Origin of the sequence: Massilia sp. DJPM01 (assembly GCF_030348125.1) — a bacterium.
In the GTDB taxonomy this organism is placed as follows: Bacteria; Pseudomonadota; Gammaproteobacteria; order Burkholderiales; family Burkholderiaceae_D; genus Telluria_A; species Telluria_A frigida.
On sequence record NZ_JAQOZV010000062.1, the window covers coordinates 21,200 to 43,142 of the forward strand.

The 21,943-nt window shown below is 65.3% G+C and carries 24 protein-coding genes; 17 read left to right on the plus strand and 7 right to left on the minus strand.

What is annotated here, in order from left to right:
* The first annotated feature begins 46 nt into the window (after positions 1 to 46).
* Positions 47 to 973 (plus strand): hypothetical protein, encoded by a 927-nt coding sequence (locus PO883_RS28640; protein ID WP_289312791.1) that lies wholly within the window; start codon positions 47 to 49, stop codon positions 971 to 973.
* Positions 974 to 985: 12 nt separating this feature from the next.
* On the opposite strand, the gene PO883_RS28645 is transcribed toward PO883_RS28640, so the two are convergent.
* Positions 986 to 1,654: a GntR family transcriptional regulator gene (locus tag PO883_RS28645; RefSeq protein WP_289312792.1), complete on the minus strand. Its 669-nt coding sequence runs from the start codon at positions 1,652 to 1,654 to the stop codon at positions 986 to 988.
* A 166-nt stretch (positions 1,655 to 1,820) separates the two neighbouring features.
* Here PO883_RS28645 and dctP point away from each other — a divergent pair, with 166 nt between their 5' ends.
* Genes dctP through PO883_RS28695 form a run of 10 tightly spaced genes read left to right on the plus strand, consistent with a single transcriptional unit; the run spans position 1,821 to position 10,737 of the window.
* Positions 1,821 to 2,837: a TRAP transporter substrate-binding protein DctP gene (gene dctP, locus PO883_RS28650; RefSeq protein WP_289312793.1), complete on the plus strand. Its 1,017-nt coding sequence runs from the start codon at positions 1,821 to 1,823 to the stop codon at positions 2,835 to 2,837.
* Positions 2,834 to 3,400, plus strand: a complete 567-nt coding sequence (locus PO883_RS28655) for a TRAP transporter small permease (RefSeq protein ID WP_289312794.1) — start codon at positions 2,834 to 2,836, stop codon at positions 3,398 to 3,400. Before dctP ends, PO883_RS28655 begins: the two co-directional genes overlap by 4 nt.
* Positions 3,397 to 4,746: a TRAP transporter large permease gene (locus PO883_RS28660; protein ID WP_289312795.1), complete on the plus strand. Its 1,350-nt coding sequence runs from the start codon at positions 3,397 to 3,399 to the stop codon at positions 4,744 to 4,746. Before PO883_RS28655 ends, PO883_RS28660 begins: the two co-directional genes overlap by 4 nt.
* Positions 4,747 to 6,405, plus strand: a complete 1,659-nt coding sequence (mdcA, locus tag PO883_RS28665; protein ID WP_289312796.1) for a malonate decarboxylase subunit alpha — start codon at positions 4,747 to 4,749, stop codon at positions 6,403 to 6,405.
* A gap of 15 nt (positions 6,406 to 6,420) precedes the next feature.
* Positions 6,421 to 6,735 carry a malonate decarboxylase acyl carrier protein gene (mdcC, locus tag PO883_RS28670; protein WP_289312797.1) on the plus strand — a complete coding sequence of 105 codons (315 nt, stop codon included), beginning with the start codon at positions 6,421 to 6,423 and terminating at the stop codon, positions 6,733 to 6,735.
* Positions 6,732 to 7,631, plus strand: coding sequence for a biotin-independent malonate decarboxylase subunit beta (locus PO883_RS28675; RefSeq protein ID WP_289312798.1), 900 nt, complete (start codon positions 6,732 to 6,734; stop codon positions 7,629 to 7,631). The genes mdcC and PO883_RS28675 overlap by 4 nt, the downstream gene beginning before the upstream one ends.
* Positions 7,628 to 8,344, plus strand: a complete 717-nt coding sequence (gene mdcE, locus PO883_RS28680) for a biotin-independent malonate decarboxylase subunit gamma (protein ID WP_289312799.1) — start codon at positions 7,628 to 7,630, stop codon at positions 8,342 to 8,344. Before PO883_RS28675 ends, mdcE begins: the two co-directional genes overlap by 4 nt.
* The gene (gene mdcG / locus PO883_RS28685) at positions 8,328 to 8,972 is read left to right on the plus strand and encodes a malonate decarboxylase holo-[acyl-carrier-protein] synthase (protein ID WP_289312800.1); all 645 of its coding nucleotides are present in this window, start codon (positions 8,328 to 8,330) and stop codon (positions 8,970 to 8,972) included. Before mdcE ends, mdcG begins: the two co-directional genes overlap by 17 nt.
* The gene (gene mdcB, locus PO883_RS28690; protein WP_373890112.1) at positions 8,969 to 9,844 is read left to right on the plus strand and encodes a triphosphoribosyl-dephospho-CoA synthase MdcB; all 876 of its coding nucleotides are present in this window, start codon (positions 8,969 to 8,971) and stop codon (positions 9,842 to 9,844) included. The genes mdcG and mdcB overlap by 4 nt, the downstream gene beginning before the upstream one ends.
* On the plus strand, positions 9,841 to 10,737 hold the full coding sequence (locus PO883_RS28695; RefSeq protein ID WP_289312801.1) for an acyltransferase domain-containing protein: 897 nt from the start codon (positions 9,841 to 9,843) through the stop codon (positions 10,735 to 10,737). Before mdcB ends, PO883_RS28695 begins: the two co-directional genes overlap by 4 nt.
* Positions 10,738 to 10,744: 7 nt before the next feature.
* Here PO883_RS28695 and moaD read toward each other — a convergent pair whose 3' ends face one another.
* From moaD to thrC, 3 genes are read right to left on the minus strand one after another with little or no spacing between them, the layout of a single operon-like run.
* Positions 10,745 to 11,002, minus strand: a complete 258-nt coding sequence (gene moaD / locus PO883_RS28700) for a molybdopterin converting factor subunit 1 (protein ID WP_289312802.1) — start codon at positions 11,000 to 11,002, stop codon at positions 10,745 to 10,747.
* 6 nt (positions 11,003 to 11,008) lie between these two features.
* On the minus strand, positions 11,009 to 12,265 hold the full coding sequence (gene glp, locus PO883_RS28705) for a gephyrin-like molybdotransferase Glp (RefSeq protein WP_289312803.1): 1,257 nt from the start codon (positions 12,263 to 12,265) through the stop codon (positions 11,009 to 11,011).
* Positions 12,266 to 12,269: 4 nt separating this feature from the next.
* On the minus strand, positions 12,270 to 13,745 hold the full coding sequence (thrC, locus tag PO883_RS28710) for a threonine synthase (protein ID WP_289312804.1): 1,476 nt from the start codon (positions 13,743 to 13,745) through the stop codon (positions 12,270 to 12,272).
* An 817-nt stretch (positions 13,746 to 14,562) separates the two neighbouring features.
* Here thrC and PO883_RS28715 point away from each other — a divergent pair.
* From PO883_RS28715 to PO883_RS28725, 3 genes are all read left to right on the plus strand, one after another.
* Entirely contained in the window at positions 14,563 to 15,081 is a 519-nt protein-coding gene (locus PO883_RS28715; RefSeq protein ID WP_289312805.1) for a hypothetical protein, read from the plus strand.
* Positions 15,075 to 15,482 carry a hypothetical protein gene (locus PO883_RS28720; RefSeq protein ID WP_289312806.1) on the plus strand — a complete coding sequence of 136 codons (408 nt, stop codon included), beginning with the start codon at positions 15,075 to 15,077 and terminating at the stop codon, positions 15,480 to 15,482. The genes PO883_RS28715 and PO883_RS28720 overlap by 7 nt, the downstream gene beginning before the upstream one ends.
* 66 nt (positions 15,483 to 15,548) lie before the next feature.
* Positions 15,549 to 16,667, plus strand: coding sequence for a hypothetical protein (locus tag PO883_RS28725; RefSeq protein WP_289312807.1), 1,119 nt, complete (start codon positions 15,549 to 15,551; stop codon positions 16,665 to 16,667).
* Positions 16,668 to 16,724: 57 nt separating this feature from the next.
* Here PO883_RS28725 and PO883_RS28730 read toward each other — a convergent pair whose 3' ends face one another.
* A complete protein-coding gene (locus PO883_RS28730) occupies positions 16,725 to 17,342 on the minus strand; it encodes an NAD(P)-dependent oxidoreductase (RefSeq protein ID WP_289312808.1) in 618 nt (205 codons plus the stop codon).
* The gene (locus tag PO883_RS28735; protein ID WP_289312809.1) at positions 17,339 to 18,178 is read right to left on the minus strand and encodes an inositol monophosphatase family protein; all 840 of its coding nucleotides are present in this window, start codon (positions 18,176 to 18,178) and stop codon (positions 17,339 to 17,341) included. The genes PO883_RS28730 and PO883_RS28735 overlap by 4 nt, the downstream gene beginning before the upstream one ends.
* A gap of 62 nt (positions 18,179 to 18,240) precedes the next feature.
* On the opposite strand from PO883_RS28735, the gene PO883_RS28740 reads away from it, so the two are divergent.
* From PO883_RS28740 to PO883_RS28750, 3 genes are all read left to right on the plus strand, one after another.
* Positions 18,241 to 18,993 carry a TetR/AcrR family transcriptional regulator gene (locus PO883_RS28740; protein WP_289312810.1) on the plus strand — a complete coding sequence of 251 codons (753 nt, stop codon included), beginning with the start codon at positions 18,241 to 18,243 and terminating at the stop codon, positions 18,991 to 18,993.
* A gap of 33 nt (positions 18,994 to 19,026) precedes the next feature.
* The gene (locus PO883_RS28745) at positions 19,027 to 20,763 is read left to right on the plus strand and encodes a hypothetical protein (protein ID WP_289312811.1); all 1,737 of its coding nucleotides are present in this window, start codon (positions 19,027 to 19,029) and stop codon (positions 20,761 to 20,763) included.
* Positions 20,764 to 20,937: 174 nt separating this feature from the next.
* Entirely contained in the window at positions 20,938 to 21,183 is a 246-nt protein-coding gene (locus PO883_RS28750) for a type II toxin-antitoxin system Phd/YefM family antitoxin (protein WP_289312812.1), read from the plus strand.
* A 100-nt stretch (positions 21,184 to 21,283) separates the two neighbouring features.
* Here the strand turns inward: PO883_RS28750 and PO883_RS28755 are convergent.
* A partial coding sequence (locus tag PO883_RS28755; protein ID WP_289312813.1) for an SMI1/KNR4 family protein occupies positions 21,284 to 21,943 on the minus strand: 660 nt, incomplete at its 5' end.

Consider the following 21,943-nt stretch of genomic DNA (forward strand, 5'->3'; position numbering starts at 1 on the left):
GGCGTAGGACACTGCTGGTCCCCGGTGTATCGACTTTGGAGACCACATGAAAAGTGCATTGGCCATTCTGGCGATTTGCGCAAGCCTGAGCGCGCTGGCGGCATCGGCCGCCGTGCCATCGCAAGCCGTTCGCGCCAGCGCATTGCTGCGCCTGGAGGCGAATGCGCCCAACATCGAGCGCGTACGCGCCGCCGTGCGGGCGGCTGTATCGGAAGATGAACAGATCCACCAGATTCACCTGCTCGGCGGCCTGCACACACGCAGCAATGCCTCCGGCATGAACGACGCCATCGTGGGCGACCTGCGCGCCCTGGCCGCCTCGCCCAGCCGGCGCATCGCGCGCAGCGCCACCTTTCCGCTGGCACAGGCAGTCGGTGCGGAAGAAGCCATCGAGATCCTGATGCGCGCCAGGGAAAGCGGATTGATGGGCGGCGAGGAGGTCGCCGGCGAACTGGCGCGCGCACTGCGCTTTGTGCCGCGCGATCAGCAGCTGCGCTACGTACAGCTGATCGCCGCCGAACCATCGCGCTATGCCGTGGACGTGATGGTGTCGAGCTTCGACAAGCGCCTGCTCGACCCCATGCTGCCCGAGACGCGCCACGCCATCGGCGAACTGCTGCGGCGCACCCGTGTCGTTTTTCCGCAAGCGATCGGCAGTTTTGGCGCGGGGGACGCGTTCCGCTATGCCGCCTGGCTGCACGCCAGTGCCCTGACCGCGCAATCGGTCAGCGGCCGCCCCTATGCCGACAGCGTGCTGGCGCAGCTGGACGACCCGCAGCTCGACCCGCGCAAGATCATCGCCTATCTGGGCATGCCCGAAGGCCAGGCGCTGATGTCCAGCGTCGGCCGGCGCGCCCCGTTTGCCGGCGCGGTGCGGCGCGCGGACGCCTACGCCCATGCCTTGCCTGGCAGCCTTCACGTCAAAAAACTGGTGGACGATATCGTCGAGGCCTGGCTCAAACTGCCGGCGTGACGCGCCGCGCCGTCAGGACCGGCCCAGTGCTCCCGCCGTCAGTTGCGGCAAGGATGCCATCAGGTCGGCGAAGCGCTGCCCCTGGATCATCACGTGGCTGCGGGTAAGCTGCTCCGCCTTCTCGCCGTCGCCGGCCAGGATCGCCCGCACCACGCCATCGTGCTCGGCCCAGGAGGCGCCGACCCGGTCGCGCACGCGTAGCTGCAAGCGCCGATAGGGCCGCAGGCGACGGTACAGGTTGCGCGTCTGCTCGAACAGGAACTGGTTATGGCTGCCCGCGTAGATGACTTCGTGGAAGGCTTCGTTCTTGTAGAAGTACGCATCCGGATCGCTGGCATCGCGCGCCTCGCGGCAAGCCTCGTGCGCGGCCAGCAGGCGCACGTGGTCGGCCGGCGTCATGCGGCGCGCCGCCAATCGGCTGCAGGTCGCCTCCAGCTCCGACATCACTTCGAACATCTCCACCAGCTGCTGCGGCCCCAGTTCGGCCACCACCGCCCCGCGCCGCGGACGGATCACCACCAATCCCATCGATGCGAGCTGGATCAGGGTTTCGCGGATCGGCGTGCGCGACACATGAAAGCGCGCCGCCAGTTCGGTTTCGTCCAGATGCTGGCCCGGCGCCAGCGCGCCCACCGCGATCATTTCTTCGATGGCTTCCCGAAGTGTTGCAGAACGGTTCATCAAATACACCTCCACACATCTTGTATACAAGAATTCATTCGAGCTACCCACTGTGCATTGACAGTCTTTTTAGAAACATTACTGTATACATACAAACACCGCTTGTATACACTTCGCGGCCCATGAGGCGCCGTTGCGCGACTCGTCCCCAAAATTTGGAGTAATTATGACCGTTATGACCCGCCGCGCCATCCTGGGTGCCCTGGCCACCAGCCCTTTGTGGATGCAACCGGCCTGGGGCCAGAGCACCAGCCTGAAGATTTCGCACCAGTTCCCTGGCGGGACCATCAGCGAAGGCGACTTCCGCGACCGCCTGTGCCGCATGTTCGCCGCCGAAGTGGAAAAGCGCAGCAAGGGCGCCTTGAAGTTCTCGGTCTATCCGGGTTCGTCGCTGATGAAGACCAACTCGCAGTTCTCGGCCATGCGCAAGGGCGCGCTCGACCTGTCGCTGGTGCCCCTGTCGTACGCCGGCGGCGAGGTCCCGGAAGTCAACATCGGCCTGATGCCCGGCCTGGTCACCACCTACGAACAGGGTTATAGCTGGAAGAACGCCGAGGTGGGCAAGGAACTGGCGCGCATCCTGGCCGAAAAAGGCATCGTGATCCTGAGCTGGATCTGGCAGGCGGGCGGCGTGGCCTCGCGCGGTAAACCGATCGTGGAGCCGGAAGACGTGCGCGGCATGAAGGTGCGCGGCGGCTCGCGCGAGATGGACCTGATCCTCAAGGCCGCCGGCGCAGCGGTGGTCACCCTGCCATCCAACGAAATCTACGCCGCCATGCAGACCGGCGCGATGGATGCGGCGCTGACCTCGTCGACGTCGCTGATCTCGTTCCGCCTGGAGGAAGTATCGAAAGCGCTGACCACGGGACGCGGCGGCGCGTACTGGTTCATGTTCGAACCACTGATGATGTCGAAGGCGATTTTCGACCGTCTCTCCAAGGAGCAGCAGGCGATCATGATGGCGGTCGGCGGCGAACTCGAAAACTTCGCGCGCGCCTCGGCCCAGGCCGACGATGCGGCCGTGGCGGCGGTGTACCAGAAGACCGGCGCCAAAGTGGTCGACCTGAACGCGGCCATCGTCAAGAAATGGCAAGCCATCGCGCGCACCACCGCATGGACCGACTACCGCGAAAAGAACGCCAACTGCGCCAAACTGCTGGCGCTGGCCGAGAAAACCTTGTGAGCCATGGTTTCGAACTGGCGCCGGCCAGCGGGCCGGCGGTGCCGGACCATCCGCTGCTGGCGGCCGTCTCGCGTCTGCTGGACCGCTTGAACAGCCTGCTGCTCAAGCTGTCGATGGCGGCCCTCGTCATCACGGCGCTGGTGCTGACGTATTCGGTGGTGTCGCGCTATCTGTTCAAGATGCCCACTGATTGGCAGGATGAAGCGGCGGTGTTCATGCTCGTCGGCGTGACCTTTTTCTGCACCGCCCATGTGCAATCGCTGCGCGGCCATATCGGCATCGAGGCGCTGGCCTCCTTGCTGCCGCCGCGCGTGAACGCGGTGCGCCTGTTCCTGGTGGACCTGCTGTCGTGCCTGTTCTGCGCCTTCTTTTCGTGGAAGTCGTGGACGCTGTGGCATGAAGCCTGGGTCGACGGCCAGACCACCTCGTCGACCTTTGCGCCGCCGCTGTGGATACCGTACGGGATGATGGCGCTCGGGATGTCGCTACTGACCCTGCAGATCCTGGTCCAGGTGCTGGCCCACCTCACCAACAAGCCAGCCGGCCAGCGGAGCGCGCCATGACCGACCTGACACTGGGCGCCCTGTACGGCGCCGTGACGCTGGTCGTGATGTGCTCCGGCATGCCGATCGCCTTCGCCCTGGGCGTGGTGGCGATCGGCTTCATGTACTTTTTCATGCCGGCGTCCGCGCTCGACACGGTGACCCAGAACGTGTACGAGGAAATGGCCTCCATCACCCTGCTCTCGATCCCCCTGTTCATCCTCAAGGGCGCGGCAATCGGCAAGTCACCGGCCGGCAAGGACCTGTATTCGGCCATCCACACCTGGCTGCACAAGATCCCCGGGGGCCTGGGCATCGCCAACGTGTTCGCGTGCGCGCTGTTCGCGGCGATGGCCGGTTCGTCGCCCGCGACCTGCTCGGCCATCGGCTCGGCCGGCATTCCCGAAATGCGCAAGCGCGGCTACTCGCCCGGGTTCGCGGCCGGCATCATCGCCGCCGGCGGCACCTTGGGCATCTTGCTGCCGCCGTCGATCACCATGATCCTGTACGCGGTAGCGTCGGAACAGTCGCTCGGACGCCTGTTCCTGGCCGGGATCGGCCCCGGCATCCTGCTGGTGGCCCTGTTCGCCGGCTACGCGGTGTTCCGCGCACGCAAAGAGTACGCCATGGCCAAGGCCATCTACGAAGCGGGCGGCGTCAAGTCGCCTTACCTCGACACCGAGCACTTTACCCTGCGCGAAAAAATCGAGATGCTGCCGCGCGTGCTACCCTTTATCGTCCTGCTGATCGGGGTGATGGTGGCGCTGTACGGCGGCTATGCCACGCCGTCCGAAACGGCCGGTCTCGGCGCCCTGCTGGCGATGGTGCTGATCGCCGTGGTCTACAAGGTGTGGCGGCCGAAGGACTTGTCGCCGATCCTGGCCTCGACCATCAAGGAATCGACCATGCTGCTCCTGATTATCGGGATGTCGCTGCTGTATTCCTATGTCATGAGCTACCTGCATATCAGCCAGTCGGCCGCGCAGTGGGTGGTCGACATGCACCTGTCGCGCTGGGTGCTGCTGTCGGTGATTTTGCTGATGGTGGTGGTGTTCGGCTTCTTTTTGCCGCCGGTGTCGATTATCCTGATGACCGCGCCGATCATCCTGCCGCCGCTGAAAGACGCCGGCTTCGACCTGATCTGGTTTGGTATCGTGATGACCGTGGTGATGGAAATGGGGCTGATCCACCCGCCGGTGGGCTTGAATATCTTCGTGATCAAGAACATCGCGCCCGATATCCCGCTCAAGGATGTGATCAGGGGCGTCATGCCCTTCCTCGGCCTGATGTTCGTTGCGGTGGTGCTGCTGTGCCTGATCCCCGAGATCGCCACCGGCCTGCCCGACATGATGATGGGAGTGAAATAGATGACTGCGACCTGGAATTCTCTGCAAGCCAACCGCGCCGGACGCCTTGCGCGCGCCGGCGCGACCCTCGGCGCTGCGCTTGACGGCAAGGCGCTGCCGGCGGCGCTGCTGGCCGAGCTGCTGTACGCCGTGATCGAACGCGGCGACCGTGTTTGCCTCGAAGGGAACAACCAGAAGCAGGCCGACTTTCTGGGCCAGGCGCTGGCGCAGCTCGACCCGGCCCGGGTCAATGGTTTGCACATGCTGCAATCGGTGCTCGCGCTGCCGCAGCACCTGGACGTGTTCGAGCGCGGCGTCGCCGACCGCCTCGATTTTTCGTTTTCCGGGCCGCAGGCGGCACGCGTGGCCAAGCTGCTGGCCGCCGGCAAGCTGAAAATCGGCGCGATCCACACTTACCTTGAGCTGTTCAGCCGCTACTTCATCGACCTCACCCCGCGCGTGTGCCTGATCGCGGCGGAAGCGGCCGACCGCCACGGCAACCTGTACACCGGCCCGAATACCGAAGACACGCCGGCCATCGCCGAAGCGACCGCGTTCAAGAACGGCATCGTGATCGTGCAGGTGAACCGCATCATGGACACCCTGCCGCGCGTGGACATTCCCGGCGACTGGGTCGACTTCGTGGTGCAGTCGCCGCGCCCCTACTATATAGAACCGTTGTTTACGCGCGATCCGGCCCAGATTTCGGAAATCCAGGTGCTGATGGCGATGATGGCCATCAAGGGCATCTACGCGCCCTACCAGGTCGAACGCCTGAACCACGGCATCGGCTTCGACACGGCGGCCATCGAGCTGCTGCTGCCGACCTACGGCGAGTCGCTCGGACTGAAGGGCAAGATCGCACGCCACTGGGCGCTCAATCCCCATCCGGCCCTGATTCCCGCCATCGAATCGGGCTTCGTCGAATCGGTCTATTCGTTCGGCTCGGAACTTGGCATGGAAGACTATATCCGCGCCCGTTCCGACGTGTTTTTCACGGGGCCGGACGGCAGCATGCGCAGCAACCGCGCCCTGTGCCAGGCGGCCGGTCACTACGCCTGCGACATGTTCATCGGATCGACCCTGCAAATCGATTTACAGGGTAACTCCTCGACCGCGACCCAGGGCCGCATCGCCGGCTTTGGCGGTGCGCCCAACATGGGGGCGGACGCGCGCGGACGGCGTCATGCCAGCCCGGCGTGGCTGAAGGCCGGCCAGCAGGCGCGCGAAGGCCGCAACACCATCCCGCGCGGCCAGAAACTGGTGGTGCAGATCGTCGAGACCTTCCGCGAGCATATGCAGCCGGCTTTTGTGGACCGGCTCGATGCGTGGGAGCTGGCCGAGCAGGCCGGCATGGCGCTGCCGCCGGTGATGATCTATGGTGACGACGTGACCCACATCCTGACCGAGGAAGGCATCGCCAACCTGCTGCTGTGCCGCAGCGACGAGGAGCGCGAACAGGCAATCCGCGGCGTGGCCGGCTACACGCCGGTGGGCATGGCGCGCGACCGGCGCATGGTCGAGAACCTGCGCGATCGCGGTATTATCCAGCGCGCGGAAGATATCGGCGTCGACAAGCGGCTCGCCACGCGCGACCTGCTGGCCGCCAGGAACATGAAAGACCTGGTGCGCGCTTCCGGCGGTTTGTACAACCCGCCCAAGCGCTTCCGCAACTGGTAAATACTGGAGAATCATATGGAAACGCTCGCATATCGCTTTGAACAAGGCAGCCGCCCGCTGCCGGCCAAAGCGCAGGTGGTCGGCGTGGTCGGCTCGGGCAACCTGGAGGTGCTGATCGAATCGGCGCCGCTGGACGGCGCCTGCACCATCGAAATCAGGACCGCCGCCGTGGGCTTCGGCGCGACGTGGGAAGCGGTCATGCGCGACTTTCACGAGCGCTGGCAGCTGATGGACGCGCGCATTGCGATCAACGACATGGGCGCCACGCCCGCCGTGGTCAGCCTGCGGCTCGATCAGGCGGTGCAAACCATGCTGGGAGACGCAGCGTGAACAGCTATCTTGAACTGACCGCGCGCGAACGTCTTGCGCGCCTGTTCGACCAGGGCAGCTTCAAGGAATTCCTGCCGCCGTCGGCGCGCGTGGTCAGCCCGCACCTGGGGCAACTGAACGCGCCGGTCGCCTTCGACGATGGCGTGGCCGTGGGCCACGCACTGCTCGATGGCCTGCCGGTCCTGTGCGCCGCACAGGAAGGTGGCTTCATGGGCGGCGCGGTGGGCGAAGTCCACGGCGCCAAGCTCACCGGCCTGCTGCGCCGCGCGGTGCAGGAACGTGCCGGCGCGGTGGTGCTGCTGCTCGAGAGCGGCGGCGTGCGCCTGCACGAAGCCAACGCCGGCCTGATCGCCGTCTCCGAAGTCATGCGCGCCCTGCTCGACGCGCGCGCCGCCGGCATACCCGTGGTCGCGCTGGTGGGCGGCTCGAACGGCTGCTTCGGCGGCATGGGCATCGTGGCGCGCTGCGCGAATGCGGTGATCATGTCGGAAGAAGGCCGGCTGGCCATGTCCGGCCCTGAAGTGATCGAAACCGCGTCGGGCGTGGAAGAATTCGATTCGCGCGACCGCGCGCTGGTCTGGCGCACCACCGGCGGCAAGCACCGCTACCTGATGGGCGACTGCCACGCCATCGTGCCCGACGAGGTGCAAGCGTTCCGCGCGGCGGCGGTCGAGGCCATCGCGCACAGCCGGCGCGCCGGCGTGGAACTGAGCCTGGCCGCGCTGGAAGCCGAACAGGCGTTGCTCGGCCAGCGCATCGCGCGCTTCGGCGGCTGCGCCGATCCGCTCGACGCCTGGCGCGAACTGGGCGTACCCGACCCGGCCGCCGTGCCGATGATGGAAGCCGACGCCTTTTCCGCCCTCGCGGCCAATCACACATTGGGAAGCGCACAATGAACTGGAACGAACTCGCCGCGCAGCTCTTCCCCGAAGGCCACGCGCTCACGGAAAGCGACAGTTTTCTCAGCGGCAGCGCGCGCGTCGCCGGCGCCGATATCGCGGTGGTCGGCACCACGGACCATGCGCCAATCGGGGTCGAAATCGCGCTGGCACAGGCGAGCTTCGTGCTGCGCACGGTGCGCGAGCATCCGGGGCGGCCGATCCTGATCCTGGTCGACACCCAGGGCCAGCGTCTGCGCCACCGCGACGAAATGTTGGGCATCAACAGCTACATGGCGCACCTGGGCAAATGCGTCGATCTGGCGCGCCGTTCGGGCCACACGATCGTCGGCCTGGTGTACGACCAGGCGCTGTCCGGCGGGTTTATCACCAGCGGCATGATGGCCGACGCCTGCTACGCGCTGCCCGACACCACCATCCGCGTCATGGGACTGCCCGCGATGGCGCGCATCACCAAGGTGCCCGAAGAACGGCTCACCGAACTGGCCGCGTCCAATCCCGTGTTCGCACCGGGTCCGGAAAACTATGCCCGCATGGGCGGCATCGAGGCGATCTGGGATGCCGGCCTGGCAGCGAGCCTGGCACAGGCATTCCGTGATGCCAGCACCACCGACATGCGCAGCGTACGCGGACTGGAACGCGGCGGGCGCAAGCTCGCACAACCGGTCGTCGACGCCATCGTCGCAGGGTCCGATGTACTCGCGTCATGACCAGGCCTGGCTAAGCGATGCCGGCTGGGCCGGCGCGCTCGCTGGCGCCGCGCCGGAACACGCGGCCGCCCTCGAACAATGGCGCAGCCATGACTGGCCCTTGATCGTCACGCGCCGCACGCCGGATGCCGCACCCGGCACACTGTGCGTGGGCCTGGCGCTGCCCCCGGATGCGGGCCGCAAACTGCGCATTGCTGTACTGGTAAACGAGCATGCCGTGGCGCGCGTTGAAGCTGCGCTGCCGCTGCAGGCCGCAGCCGCAGCGGCGCCGGCCCGGTGGGCGGGTCCGCTCGCGGCGCTGCTGGCCGGCGCTGGCCCCATCACCCTGCGTGCCTACGGTTCCCTGGCCCTGCAAGCCATGACGGGCCTGAGCTATCTGACCGAATCTTCCGACATCGACCTGTTGTTCACGCCCGCGAGCAGGCAAGAACTCGACGCCGGCGTGCAGCTGCTGCAAGCGCACGCACCGCACCTTCCGCTCGACGGCGAGATTGTTTTTCCGGGCGGCGCGGCGGTGGCCTGGAAGGAATGGCGCAACGCGGCGGCCAACGACACAAGGGTGCTGGTCAAGGACGCCAACGCGGTGCGGCTGGCCAGGACGGCCTCGCTGCGGGAGCTGCTCGGATGATGGACACGCTGTCGCCTGCCACGCACGTAGCCGATGTACGCCATTTCGCGCGGCGCGCCGCACGGCTGGCCATCGCCAGCCTGTACGCCGAACTGGCGCTGTATCCCAAACCGGGGCTGGTGTCGCTGGTCGACAACGGCAGCCACGCCGATATGAACGCGGCGACCTTCATGCGCAGCCTGTTCTCGCTGCGGCATTACTTCCGCCTGATCTGCCAGGCGGGCGCCAACGGCGCACCGTTCGCCACGCTCAAGCGGCTCGGCATGGAGGCCGAGCAGCGCATGCTGCGCGCCACCGGCGGCATCAACACCCATCGCGGCGCGATCTTCAGCCTTGGCCTGCTGTGCGCCTCCGCCGGACGTGCCTGCGTCCAGGGCGGCCCGATGACGGCGGCGGCGCTGCAATCGCATCTGCGCGCGGGATGGGGCAAGGCGTTGGCACACCATGTGACACCTGCCGCCGAACGCTCGCACGGCTTGCGCGCGGCGGCCCTGCACGGCGCCAGCGGCGCGCGCCACGAAGCCGCCGAGGGCCTGCCCTCGGTCTTTGGCACCGGCCTGGGCGCCTTGCGGCGCACGCTGGATGAAGGACGCGGATCGAGGCAGGCGCGCATCGACGCTCTGTTCGCACTGATGATGCATGTCAGCGACACCAACGTGGTGCACCGTGGCGGACCGCAGGGCGCGGCCTTCGTGCGCATCCAGGCCGGCGCGTTCCGCCATGCCGGCGGCACCGCATCGAACGGCTGGGAGGCGCACGCGCTGGCGATCCACCGCGCTTTTGTCGAGCGCAACCTGTCGCCCGGCGGCGCTGCCGACCTGCTGGCGGCAAGCTGCTTCGTGCACGCGCTGACGGCGGAGCACGAACGGTGACGCGCGGCCTGTTCATCATGTGCCCGGGCCAGGGCGGGCAGCACGCCGGCATGTTCGACCTGGCGCGCACCGATCCGCACGCCGCCGCGCTGCTCGACCAGGCCGGGATCAGTCCCGACCCGGCCACGCTGTTCGATAACGCCGTCGCCCAGCCGGCGATTGTCGCTTCCACGCTGGCGGTATGGGAAGCGCTGCGCGCGCACTTGCCAGAGCCGATGCTCGCCGCCGGTTACAGCATCGGTGAAGTGGCGGCATGGTCGGTGGCGGGAGCGATTACCGCTCCCGACGCGATTGCCCTCTGCCGCGTACGGGCCACGGCGATGGATCATGCGGCGCACGTGGGGCCGCCCCAAGCACTGGCCGCCATCAGCGCCCTGGCAGTCGACAAGGCTGGCGCACTGGCCGCGCGCCACGGATACGAAATCGCGATCGTCAACGATGCCGATGCCTGCATTGCCGGGGGGCCGCAAGACAATCTCGCGGCGCTGGGCGCGTCGGTGGCGGCGGCAGGTGCAAAGCTCCAGCGCCTGCCGGTCGCGGTGGCGTCGCACACGTCGCTGATGGCGCCAGCCCAATGCGCGTTTGACGCGGCCCTGGCAGCGCTGCGATTCGCCGCGCCGGCCTTTCCGGTGCTCGGCGGCGTGAATGCAATGGCGCTGCACACCGAAGCGCAGGCCGTGGATGCCTTATCGCGCCAGCTGGTGCAGACGATCCGCTGGAGCGACTGCATGGATGCGGCGGTCGAAGCCGGCGTGACGGTGGCGCTGGAATTGGGGCCGGGCGCCGCACTCGCGCGCATGATGCAGGCGCGTCATCCGCACATGGCATGCCGCCCGGTGGCGGACTTTCGCAGCATCGCGGGCATTGCCGCCTGGGTCGGGCGGCAGGAATAGAGAAGCGTCAGCCGCCAGTCACGGGCGGGAAAAACGCCACTTCGGCGCCCTCTTCGACCACCTGGTCGGGGCCGCACATGACCTGGTTGAAGGCCGTGCGCAGTGGGCGCTGCTCGGACAAGGCCTGCGCCCATTTCTCGCCGCGCTCCATCAGGTGGCGCCGCACCTGGGCCACCGTGTCGATGCCTGGTGGCAGACTGACCGTTTCCTGGGAAGTGCCGAGTGCTTCGCGCACGCTGGCGAAAAAACGCAATGTAAGGTTCATCGATGCCTAATGCAGTAAATCGCTAAATGGAATGAAGCGCACGATGTCGCCCGCCTTGATGCTTTGTCCGGCCGGGTTGTCGAGCAGTCCGTCGCCCCAGACGGTGGACGTGAGCACGCCCGAACTCTGGTTGGGGAACAGATCGAGCCCGCCGGCGTCGTTGATGCGCACGCGCAGGAACTCATTGCGGCGGTCGGCCTTGGACCAGTCGAAATCGGCGCGCATGGCGTACGCGCGCGGCTCCACCTTGCCGCTCACGCCTTGCAAACGCAGGATGAACGGGCGCACGAACAGCAAAAAAGTGACAAAGCTCGATACCGGATTGCCCGGCAAGCCGAGGAAAAAGGCCGAGCCGCCGGCGCGGTCGACTTCGCCGAAGGCGAGCGGTTTGCCCGGCTTGACGGCGATCTGCCACATGTTCAGGCGCCCTTCGGCTTCCACCGCTGGCTTGATATGGTCTTCCTCGCCGACCGAAACGCCGCCGGAAGTGATGATCAGATCGTTCTGGCGCGCGGCGCTGCGCAAGGTCTCGCGGGTCGCTTCCAGCGTATCGGGCACGATGCCGAAGTCGCTGATCGCGCAGCCCAGGTTTTCCAGCAGCGCGCGCAGGGTGAAGCGGTTGGAGTTGTAGATGGCGCCCGGGGCCAGTTGTCCGCCCGGCGCTTCGCCCGGCATGGTCAATTCGTCGCCGGTGAAAAACACCGCCACGCGCAGCCTGCGAAATACCGGCAGGCTGGCCAGCCCCACCGACGCGGCCAGGCCCAGCTCCTGGCTGCGCAGGCGCGTGCCGGCGGGCAGGATGACGCCGCCGGCTTGAATGTCTTCGCCGGCGCGGCGTATCCATTCGCCCGCCTCGGGCGCGTGCCGGATCGTGACCGTGTTGTCCGGACCGGCTTCGCACTGTTCCTGCATCACCACCGCGTCGGCCCCTTGCGGGATCATGGCGCCGGTGAAGATGCGCGCGGCGCTGCCGGGAGCCAGCGGCTTGCCCACCGTGCCGGCCGGGATGCGCTGGGTGACGGTGAATGTGGCGGCGCCGCTGGCGCAATCGGCCGCGCGCACGGCGTAGCCGTCCATCTGCGTGTTGTCGGCGGAAGGCACGTCGATGGTCGAAACCTGGGCGGCGGCCAGCACACGGCCGTTGGCGCCCAGGGTCTGCACGACTTCAGTATCGAGCACGGGACGCGCCGCGCCTTGCAGGAAGTCGAGCGCCTCGCGCACCGACAGCATCGGTGCGCGCTTCTGTTGCGGTTCGTTTGCCATGCCCTTACAAACCCGTGTTGGCGGCGATGTAAGCCTGCATTTGCGCCACGTCGGCCGGCATGACGATGAACTTCTGCGGCAGCGATTCGATATCCTCGAAGCCGGCCGGACGTTCGGCGTCCACGCCCAGCGCGTCGAGGATGGTTTCGTTGAACTTGGCCGCCAGTGCGGTTTCGAGCACGATCATCGGCACGCCCGGCGCCATGTACTGGCGCGCGACCTTGATGCCGTCGGCGGTGTGGGTGTCGATGGTGATGTCGAAGTCGTCCTGCACGTCGCGGATGGTGTCGAGGCGGTCCTTGTGGGTCGATTTGCCGGACGAGAAGCCGTAGTTCGACACCAGCTTGAATTCGTCGCCGTCGCTGCCTGGTTTACCCGACAGGTCGAAGCCGCCCTGGGTTTCAACCTTGTGGAACAGCGCGCGCACGCGCTCGGGGTCGCGCCCGACCAGGTCGTAGATGAAGCGCTCGAAGTTGGACGCCTTGGAAATGTCCATCGACGGGCTGCTGGTGTGGAAGGTCTCGGCCGACTTGCGCACGCGGTACACGCCGGTGCGGAAGAATTCGTCGAGCACGTCGTTTTCGTTGGTGGCGGCCACCAGGCGGTCGATTGGCAAGCCCATCATGCGCGCGATATGGCCGGCGCAGATGTTGCCGAAGTTCCCGGACGGGACCGTGAACGAGACTTTTTGGGCATTGTCGGTCGTGGCCGCGAGGTAGCCGCGGAAGTAGTACACCACCTGCGCAACGACGCGCGCCCAGTTGATCGAATTGACGGTGCCGATCTTTTGCCGCGCCTTGAACGGCAGGTCGTTCGAGACCGCCTTGACCAGGTCCTGGCAATCGTCGAACACGCCTTCGACGGCGATGTTGAAGATGTTCGGATCTTGCAGGCTGAACATTTGTGCGCTCTGGAAGGCGCTCATTTTCTTGTGCGGCGAGAGCATGAATACGCGGATGCCCTTCTTGCCGCGCATGGCGTATTCGGCCGCGCTGCCGGTGTCGCCCGAGGTCGCGCCGAAGATGTTCAGTTCGGCGCCATCCTTGGCCAGGGTGTACTCGAACAGGTTGCCCAGCAACTGCATCGCCATGTCCTTGAAGGCCAGGGTCGGGCCGTTCGACAGCGCTTGCAGGATCAGGGTTTTGTCGCCGTTTTGTTCCAGGATGCGCAGGGGCGTGATGTCGGCGCTTTTTTCGCCTTTGCGCACGTTGCGGTAGACCTCGGCCGTGTAAGTCTTTTTGGTCAGCTTTTTGAGGTCCGCTTCGGGAATGTCGGTGGCGAATTTTTTCAGGATCTCGAAGGCCAGGTCGGCGTAGGATAGCTTGCGCCAGGCATCGAGTTCGGCCCCGCTCACCTGCGGATACTCGGCCGGCAGGTACAGGCCGCCGTCCGGCGCGAGGCCGCCCAGCAGGATGTCGGAGAATTGTTGGGGAGCTTGCGAAGCAGCGGCCTTGGCGGCGCGGGTAGACACGTATTGCATAGAGTTGGTAGGTCCGTTTTGGCTAACAGCAGGGAGCAGAACAGTGCGATCGAACACTTATTATAGTGCGGCGCGCTGCGGGATGCGAAATCGGCCACGATTTCGGAATTTTCACCGGGTTGCACCGCTACCGGCTGGCAGGGCCGCACAGCTCCCGCGCAATGCCAAGTACGCTTTCCGGGATCGCCTGGCGCTTCAGCCGGCCCGCCTGCGCTGCCGCCCGGTTCGCTGCGCGCGAGCCGGCAACCTTCAGGAGCGCTGCGGTCCAGCCGCCAACCGGTGCACGGCGAATTTCCTCTTCATTTGATCATTTTCGGCAATCGAATATGGAATTATTCAGTTTATTCAAATCAAATGATTCAGCGATAAAGCGCAAATGCACATATATCGCATTCGGCAAAATCAAAGCGGTCACGACAATATTATCGATGTCAATTTGTCGCAGATGCGCCACGTTTGATGCGAATCGCGGGTAGACGAAGAAAAAGGGGAATAGTACGATATCTATAAATAAATACAGGTAGCGTCCAATGACATCGCAATGCGCAGTCATCTTTGTCACTTGTTCGCACTTACAATGCCCCGCCCTGCCACCAACCCTGATAACGCACCTATTTATCGACGGAGATATTGAAATGTTACCATACAGACTTTATGCTACCGGCCTCATGATGGCCATAGGCGTGGCCGCCACCAGCACTGCGCAGGCAAATGCCGACCCGCCTTTATCAAAGGAAATGCAATCCCGCATACAGGCCCAGGACGCCTTGTCTGCGCAGTTGCCCCAATTAAATCCCAAGCCGATGTGATTCAATACATGAACATGGTTCCACCGCAATCGAATGCGATGTACCTGCTGTCACCGGCAGCCCGGGAACGTTTTGTGTCCAGCCTGACCTTCAATCAGCACGGTCTGTCAGGCTTCAGTTATGCCGACCTCCAGCGCGAGTTGCCGCCCGCGAAAATCGCCCGGGTGCTTCGCCTGTTCGGATCGGAAAGCTCGGTCACGACGATCCAGACCCAAGGGGGCACGAAAGCAAGGCCCGGCCGCCAGGAGTCCGGGCTGGGCGGTGACTGCGGAGGGTTCCAGCAAAGCGCATGGGGCACCGGCGATAGCGGCGACGGTCCCATCGGCGGCGGCCTCCCGGGTGGCGTGCCCGGTGGCGGCGGTGGCGGCGGCGCCGGTGGCGGCCCATCGAAACCGCCTTCCGAACCCGTAGGCCAGGAACCGCAACCGAAACCCATGCCCAATGGCGATTACTGGAATTACCGGTGTGAATGGGGCGGCGGCGGGTGCGCGCACCAGACTAACAGTATCTGCAAAGCAAAATGCTGATCGCTGGACGGCGCTCCCAACGGGAACAGACTTCAACGGACGAGAATGCCACGGCGCCCAGCTCCTCACGCTACAAGCTTCTTGCCGGTGCAGCACTTTTCCTGCTGTATTCCTGCGCCTCGGCCACCTCGGACGCGCAGGCCCGCCTGGATACGTTCTACGATGCTTCGGCAGCCGTCGTGCAGAGTGACTTCCCTGAACACCGCAAGGCCGCCATGGTCGAAACGATCTTCAGCAGCCTGTTCAAGGAGCTTGGCGGCGCCATTCCGGATGAAGACCTGGCTCCCCTGTTTCAAGCAACGACTTCCGCGCTTTTTTATACGGTCGACAAGAAAAAATTGCCGCTTCTGGACGCAATTTTTCGCCGTATGGCAACGCTGCGCATTGAGTTTCGATTATGATGCTTTCACTACCTGGAATCGCTCGCACCCATCCTTGCCGTATGCCCTTATCCATAGCAGGCGCGAATGGCCCGAGGTAGCGAGCGCCATTCTCCCGACGTTTGCGTTTTATCGGGATGGAAAGCTGGTGCAAGAATTTTCTCGCTGGCCGGAGAAAGGCAATATGACGCAGATCTACCGTGGTTTCGGGCTTACCGATCCCACCGTTGCCATGGAAAGCAAGCGCTAGCAGCAATCATGAAACGTTCAACGCAACACTGCCAGCACCCGACACGGCCGTTGCCGTGGGCACTTGTCATCATCGCCGCAGCCGTGGGTGCGGCGGCGGCGATATCGGCAACTTTCTGGATAAACAGCGGCAAGCCTGGCGTGCCGCTGCCAGCCCCTGGCAACATGGTGGCGCCAGCAAGGGCTGGCGCCACCCTGGCATCTGCGGCATCGGCTGTCGCCGTGGCGCAGCCAATGGCGGGCGATGTTTGCCTGCCGCCCGTGGGCGAAGCGCCCGCTGCGCCGCGCGACGAACAGGTGCGGGAAAGCGTCCGTGCCGTTCTTGCCAAGAAAATGGATGTGTCGGCCCTGGTCGACCTTTCCCAGCGCAGCGATGCCGGTGCCGCACTGGCGCTGTTTCAGCGGATCAGGCCGTGTTCCGACACGACCCGCTATCTCGACAGCATGGAATTTTCGCTCGATGATGCCGGCTTTATGAGTGCGGCGGCGTGCCGCCGGATTCCGGCAAGGCTGCGTGCCAATCCCATCAACATTCTCATCCCGGCGGCCGATGCGGGGTCGACTGCCGCAAAATTATTGATATTGAAAAACGCGCCAACGGTTGCCGCCGTCAAGCAGGCGGTCGGCAACGCATCGGCAAACGACATCGCCGAACTCCAGGCCACAGCGGAACGCTATGGCAAGGACGCGGCCAGCGCCGGATCGGCCAGCGCGGCGGCGTGGCTGGCGCAAGCCTATTTGAGCGGAGCGTTTGGCAGCAAGCGCGAGCAGGCGGCGTATGCGATCACGTATGAGATGAACCAGTCCTTGCAGGGCGAGGAAAGTCGCTCCAGACTGGACTATGTGACCGGTCGCATGTCGGCATCCGATCTGGCGCGTGTGCGCCCGATGCTCGACCGCTGCCGCGCCCGCAAGGAAGCGCGGGCCGCCTCGGTCTTGATTTCCCCGTTTCGCTAGCCGCCCGGTCAACACTGCCGATGCGGCGGCGCCCTGCTCTTCCGAACGCGGCCGTGACTACTGCGAAACCATCACCGCCTGCCTGATGTAGCTGCCTTCGCCCGCCTCCTGCAACATGAAGGCCGCAAGGTCGGCGCGGGACAGCCTGCCGGCAATGCCCGGCATCAGTCCAGTCCCAGCGCGATAGCCGCCGCGGCGTGCGCCATCGGTCAGCATGGGCGGACGCACCAGGGTCCAGTCGAGCGCACTATCGCGCACCAGCGCCTCCATGCCGTCCTTGTCGCGCATCTTCGCGGCAATCAGCTTGCGCACGAAGCGAATGAACAGGGACGCGTTCCTGGTTTCCGAGGCGCCGTACGCGCTCAACGCGACAAGGCGCTGTACGCCGGCCGCGTTCATCGCCTGCACGATGCTGCGCATGCCGCCGGTGCAAACGGCGGACGCATCGCCCTTGCGCGGCCCGAGCACGCTGATGACGGCATCGGCGCCCCGCACCACATCGCCAACGATGGCCGGCTGGGCAAAGGTGCCGGCAATAATTTGCAGGCGTGGATGCGCGCCCGACCAGGCGTCCGCATTGCGCACCAGTGCCCGCACCTCATGTCCCGCTTGCAAGGCCTGCTCGACCAGATGGCGGCCGGTGGCACCCGTGGCACCGAACATAGCGAGCTTCATTGGGCGCCATCCACGTCGGCGCTCGCCAGGACCGCAAGCGCGGCTGCCATCAGCGCAGGCGCACCGGCAAGGAAAGCGCTGCTGTCCGGCTGCCAGGGCCGGCCGCGCAGATCGGCCACCCGGCCGCCGGCTTCGGCAACCAGCAAGGCGCCAGCGAGCAGGCCCGATCGCACCTGGCTGTATTGCCAGAACAGATCCTGATGGCCTGCGGCGACGTCGATCAGCTGCATGGTGGACGGCACCGCCACATGCACCACCAGTGCCGCCTCCAGCATCGCCGTGACCGACTGGCCGATACGCCGGTAGATGTCAGCCCCTTCGCCGGGCGCCGCCTGCCCGGTTCCCACCGTGGCCGCGCGCAGATCGGATTTCGACGACGTACGCAAGCGCGTTCCGTTGAGCCAGGCGCCGCCTCCGGCCAGCGCGGTATAGGTGTCGCCGGTCAATGGCAGATGGATCGCGCTCAAGACGGGCACGTTGTCGCGCACCAGCGTCGCCGTGACGCACCAGTGCGGCAAGCCGTGGACATGGTGGATCGCCCCTTCGACCGGGTCGCACACCCACCATTCGCCTTCCGGCAGGGGGCCACGCCCTTCCTCATCGTCGTCCCAGCGGGCCTCGGGGCGCTCTTGCGACAGGGCCTCGCGCAGGATGGCCATCGAGACCAGGTGGTTGGCCTCGATCATCGCAGCGATTTCCTGCATGCCCTGCGGACGCGCGGCTGGATCGAACCGCGCCTTGACGGCATGGCCGGCGGCCTTCACTGCGGCGACGGTGTGCAGCAGCAGCGCCTGGTCCCCGGAGGTCGGAATGGAAAGTTGTTCAGGGTGGTTCATGGTGATCTTCCTTGGTTGCCTCAAGCGGCTCGACATTGCGCTTGACTTGGCCAGGAAATGATATGAGCATGCTGTCGCATGAACAACTCGCAATCGAAGAAGGCAAGCGTGCGCAGGCTGGTGCTAGGAAAACGCCGTCCCAGCCGCGTTCCGCCCACACCGTCGGCACCATCCTGGAAGGGGCAGCTCACATTCTCGAACTGCACGGACTTGAAGGATATACAACAAACGCCATCGCAGCCCGCGCCGGGGTGAGCATCGGTTCCCTCTACCAGTATTTCCCCACCAAGGATGCGGTGACGATCGCCCTGATCGAACGCGAATCGCTCGACCTGGTGCGCGAGGCGACCGAGGCGCTGCAAGGGCAGGATCATCGGCGCGCGCTGCGCCAGCTGGTCGAGACAGCGATCCGCTACCAACTGCGCCGGCCGCAGCTGGCCAGGCTGCTCGATACGGAACAAGGCCGGCTGGCCTCACTGATGCCAGGTACGGCCCACGCTGCGGCAATGCATGCCGCACTTACCGGCTTTCTCGCCACCTACCCGGGCCTGGACCCGGCGCGTGCCGGACGAAGCGCATCCGACCTCATGGCGCTCATCAGCGCCTTGACCGACGCTGCGGGGCGGGTGGAAACCGAGATATCGCCGTCACTGGCCGATCCGATCGAAGGCGCGGTGCTTGGTTATCTGAACGCTGTGTCCGGAACGGTGGCGCAACCTTGCTTCGGGGACAATAGTGCGGTATCGGAATTGCGCAGCCACACTGCTTGTGTACGCGTGCGAACGGAACTGTCGACAAATCAGGGCCATACTTGACCATGTAGATACGCCAAAGCCGGAAGGTTGAACATGGACACCCCTCAGATCACGCCGCTCGCGGCACGCAGCGCAGGCCTTGTCACTCCCCTCGCGGCAACGCAAGCCATGGCCATCGAGCAGGCCCAGAGCCTGCCATTGGTGACGGTTGCGCCTACCACGGTCGACCTGTCGACCTCGGGACGCTTCCTGTCGCTGGCCTCCTTATTCCAGAAAAAGACGCTGGACTTGCAAACCTCTGTCGTTGGCGACACGGATACATCGAAAAGGCTTGCCGATGTGGCCGTTGCAGCGGCGGCCGTGATCAGCGTGTTCAACGAATTGCAGACCGGCGCGGTCGACAACACCGGCACGCCGATGGACACCCTGGGCGAGCAATCGTTGCAATCGCAATTTTTCCAGCAGTTTGGAAGCACGCCGCAGGATGCCGAAGCAAGCCTGGCCGCTATCGGCCTGAGCTTTGCGCCGGCGACCAGCGGCACCGCTGGCACCCTGGATTTGGACGAGACGGCGCTGCAGGACGCATTTCGCCAAGACCCGGCCGCCACGTCGGCATTGCTGGACCGTGCCGCCAACGCCTTCTTCGGCGTGGTCAGCACACAAGTCCAGGCACAGGCCGCCAACGTTTCTTTCCTTGCCGACGACAGCGTGATCGGCGCCGCGCAGCCGGTCCTTGCCGCCGCGTCCCAGGACCTGAGCGCCACCCCGTTCCAGCCAGCCAGCAACGCGGACAATCTGTTCGTCCAGAGCCTGGTGACAGATACTCCGCGCAATGAAAGCGAGCCGCCGAACGCACTCGCAAGCGGACTGCCGCCGCCCCTTACCCAAGCCGACCTGGGCGAAGGCAGCGATTTTCCGGTGCAGGTGGACCTGATCGCCCCGGAAACAGAGGCGCCGGCCCAAGGCGCGCGCCCGGCCCCGCTGCCGGAAGAACCGGACGCGCAAGCGACCGCCACCAACACCGCCCTGGCCGAAGCGCGCCAGCCTGCTGTGCTCACTACGCCAGCCGAAGCGCGCCAGCCTGCGGCGCTCGCTACGCCAGCCGCAACGGCAGCGCCAACGGCAACGGCAGCGCCAACTGCAACGGCAGCGCCACCCGTTGCGGTAGCACCGAGTACGGAAGACCGGTTGCAGCCGTCAGCCATCGCTACCACGCAGGCGAGCAACACGGTTTCCGAACCCGACACCACGGCAGGCAACGCGGTCAGCGTCGCGCAACAGGCACGCGTTCTGGCGCAACAGTTGCAAGCGGAACGCGAAGCAGCGCGCGAGCTCGACGAGAAAATTGCCGGCGCCAGCGATGCGGTACGTGCCGCCTTGGCCGATGACATCGCCAGACGCGACGCAGTCAGGGTAGATCAGCTCAACGTGGAAAGAACCATGGCACAGCGGCGCGCGGACCAGCTGGAGCAAGCCGGAGCGCGCCCCGTCGTGCCGGATCAGTTGGTGCGGCCCGAGGCTGCCGCCCGGACGGCCACGACGGTCCAGTCGACGATCGGGGTCCGGAACACGGAGCAGGACCAGGACATCACGCTGCGGCAAGCGCCGCTTCCAGCGCCGGACCAGGCGCAGCAGGCCGCGCGCGACCCGGCAATTGCCGCCGCCATCGCGGCCTACAACGTCAACACCGGTCCGTTCGCGGCACAAAACGGCCGGCCCGACATGCAGCCACCCAAGCCGAAGCCCATCGCGCCGGTTGCCGCTGTCACGAAGGTGGACCCCGCCGGGGCGCTCGGCACCCCTGGCGACGGATCGTCGCCATTGCGCTAAGGTGCTGCGCATGTCCGGCATATCGGTCGTTCGCGACCTGATGGACAGACACCCTGCGGCCGGCGAACGCGACAACGCCACCGCACTGAAGGTCCCGCCGAACGATCTGACCGCAACGGCTTGAAAGGCAGCGCAAGCTTGTTACACTATTTGGACCAACTCCGGAAGGTTCAAATGAAGATCGTTAACATTCGGGAAGCACAGGAGCACTTATCCAGCTTGGTAGACGATGCGGCAAAGGGCAAACCGTTCATTATCGAGAGGTCCGGAAAACCAATGGTCGAGGTCATCTCCAAAGATGAAAAGGTCACGACGATACCCCAGCGACTGGGCTTCATGATGGTCCCGATGTCCATTCCAGACGATTTTGCCACGATGGAGCAAGACGACATCGAATCAACATTCGAAGGAGACAAGTGAGACTCTTGCTGGAACGCGCTCGCCATTGAAGGGTTAGCGCTTCTTCACCAAGAAGGTGTTGCCTGCGCATTTACTGTACGCAGGACATTGTCCGAATACACTACGCTTCCCAGCGCGCCACGACGTCGAACGCGAGCGGCTCAGGAATGCTCACCCTGGCGTACAGCGCTTCCTCCTCGTCCTGGCTGATGAGCGACAACATCATTTCCGAACGCGCTGTCGAACCACGCCGGTAAGGATGCCCGGTTGGCGGTTTGCCCAGGCAGCCGTGCAGCATCCCCTGGAGCGCGGGATCAAGCAGATCGGCCACCTTGGCGACATCGGCCCGCAGACAGGCAACCGGGTCGCCAGCATCCTCATCGAGCAAATCCAGATCGGCAAACACGGCCAGATACTCAGCCACGACAAAGTGATCGAAGCTGGCGTAACGCAGCCGCGAGGCGCTGCGATCGCGCCATACCATGGCGACACCCTCCTCGCCGCCGCGCAGGCGCACCAGGCAATACGCATCGCCCGCGCCGGATCGTCCGAACGGCAGGAACACATTGCCATGCTGCTTGACCGGATTGAGCCATCCTGCAATGACTGCTCCCGCGCGCTGCGCCGACAGCCACTCAAAATCATACAGCGCGGACAAAGCCGTGCGGCCAAGATCATCGTAATCGGACCTGCCGCTCCCGATCAGATGCCGCAGCGTCGCCGGCAAGGCGATGCCGGTGGCCGCGGACAGCGCCTCGAACGACTCACCCACGCGCCCGCC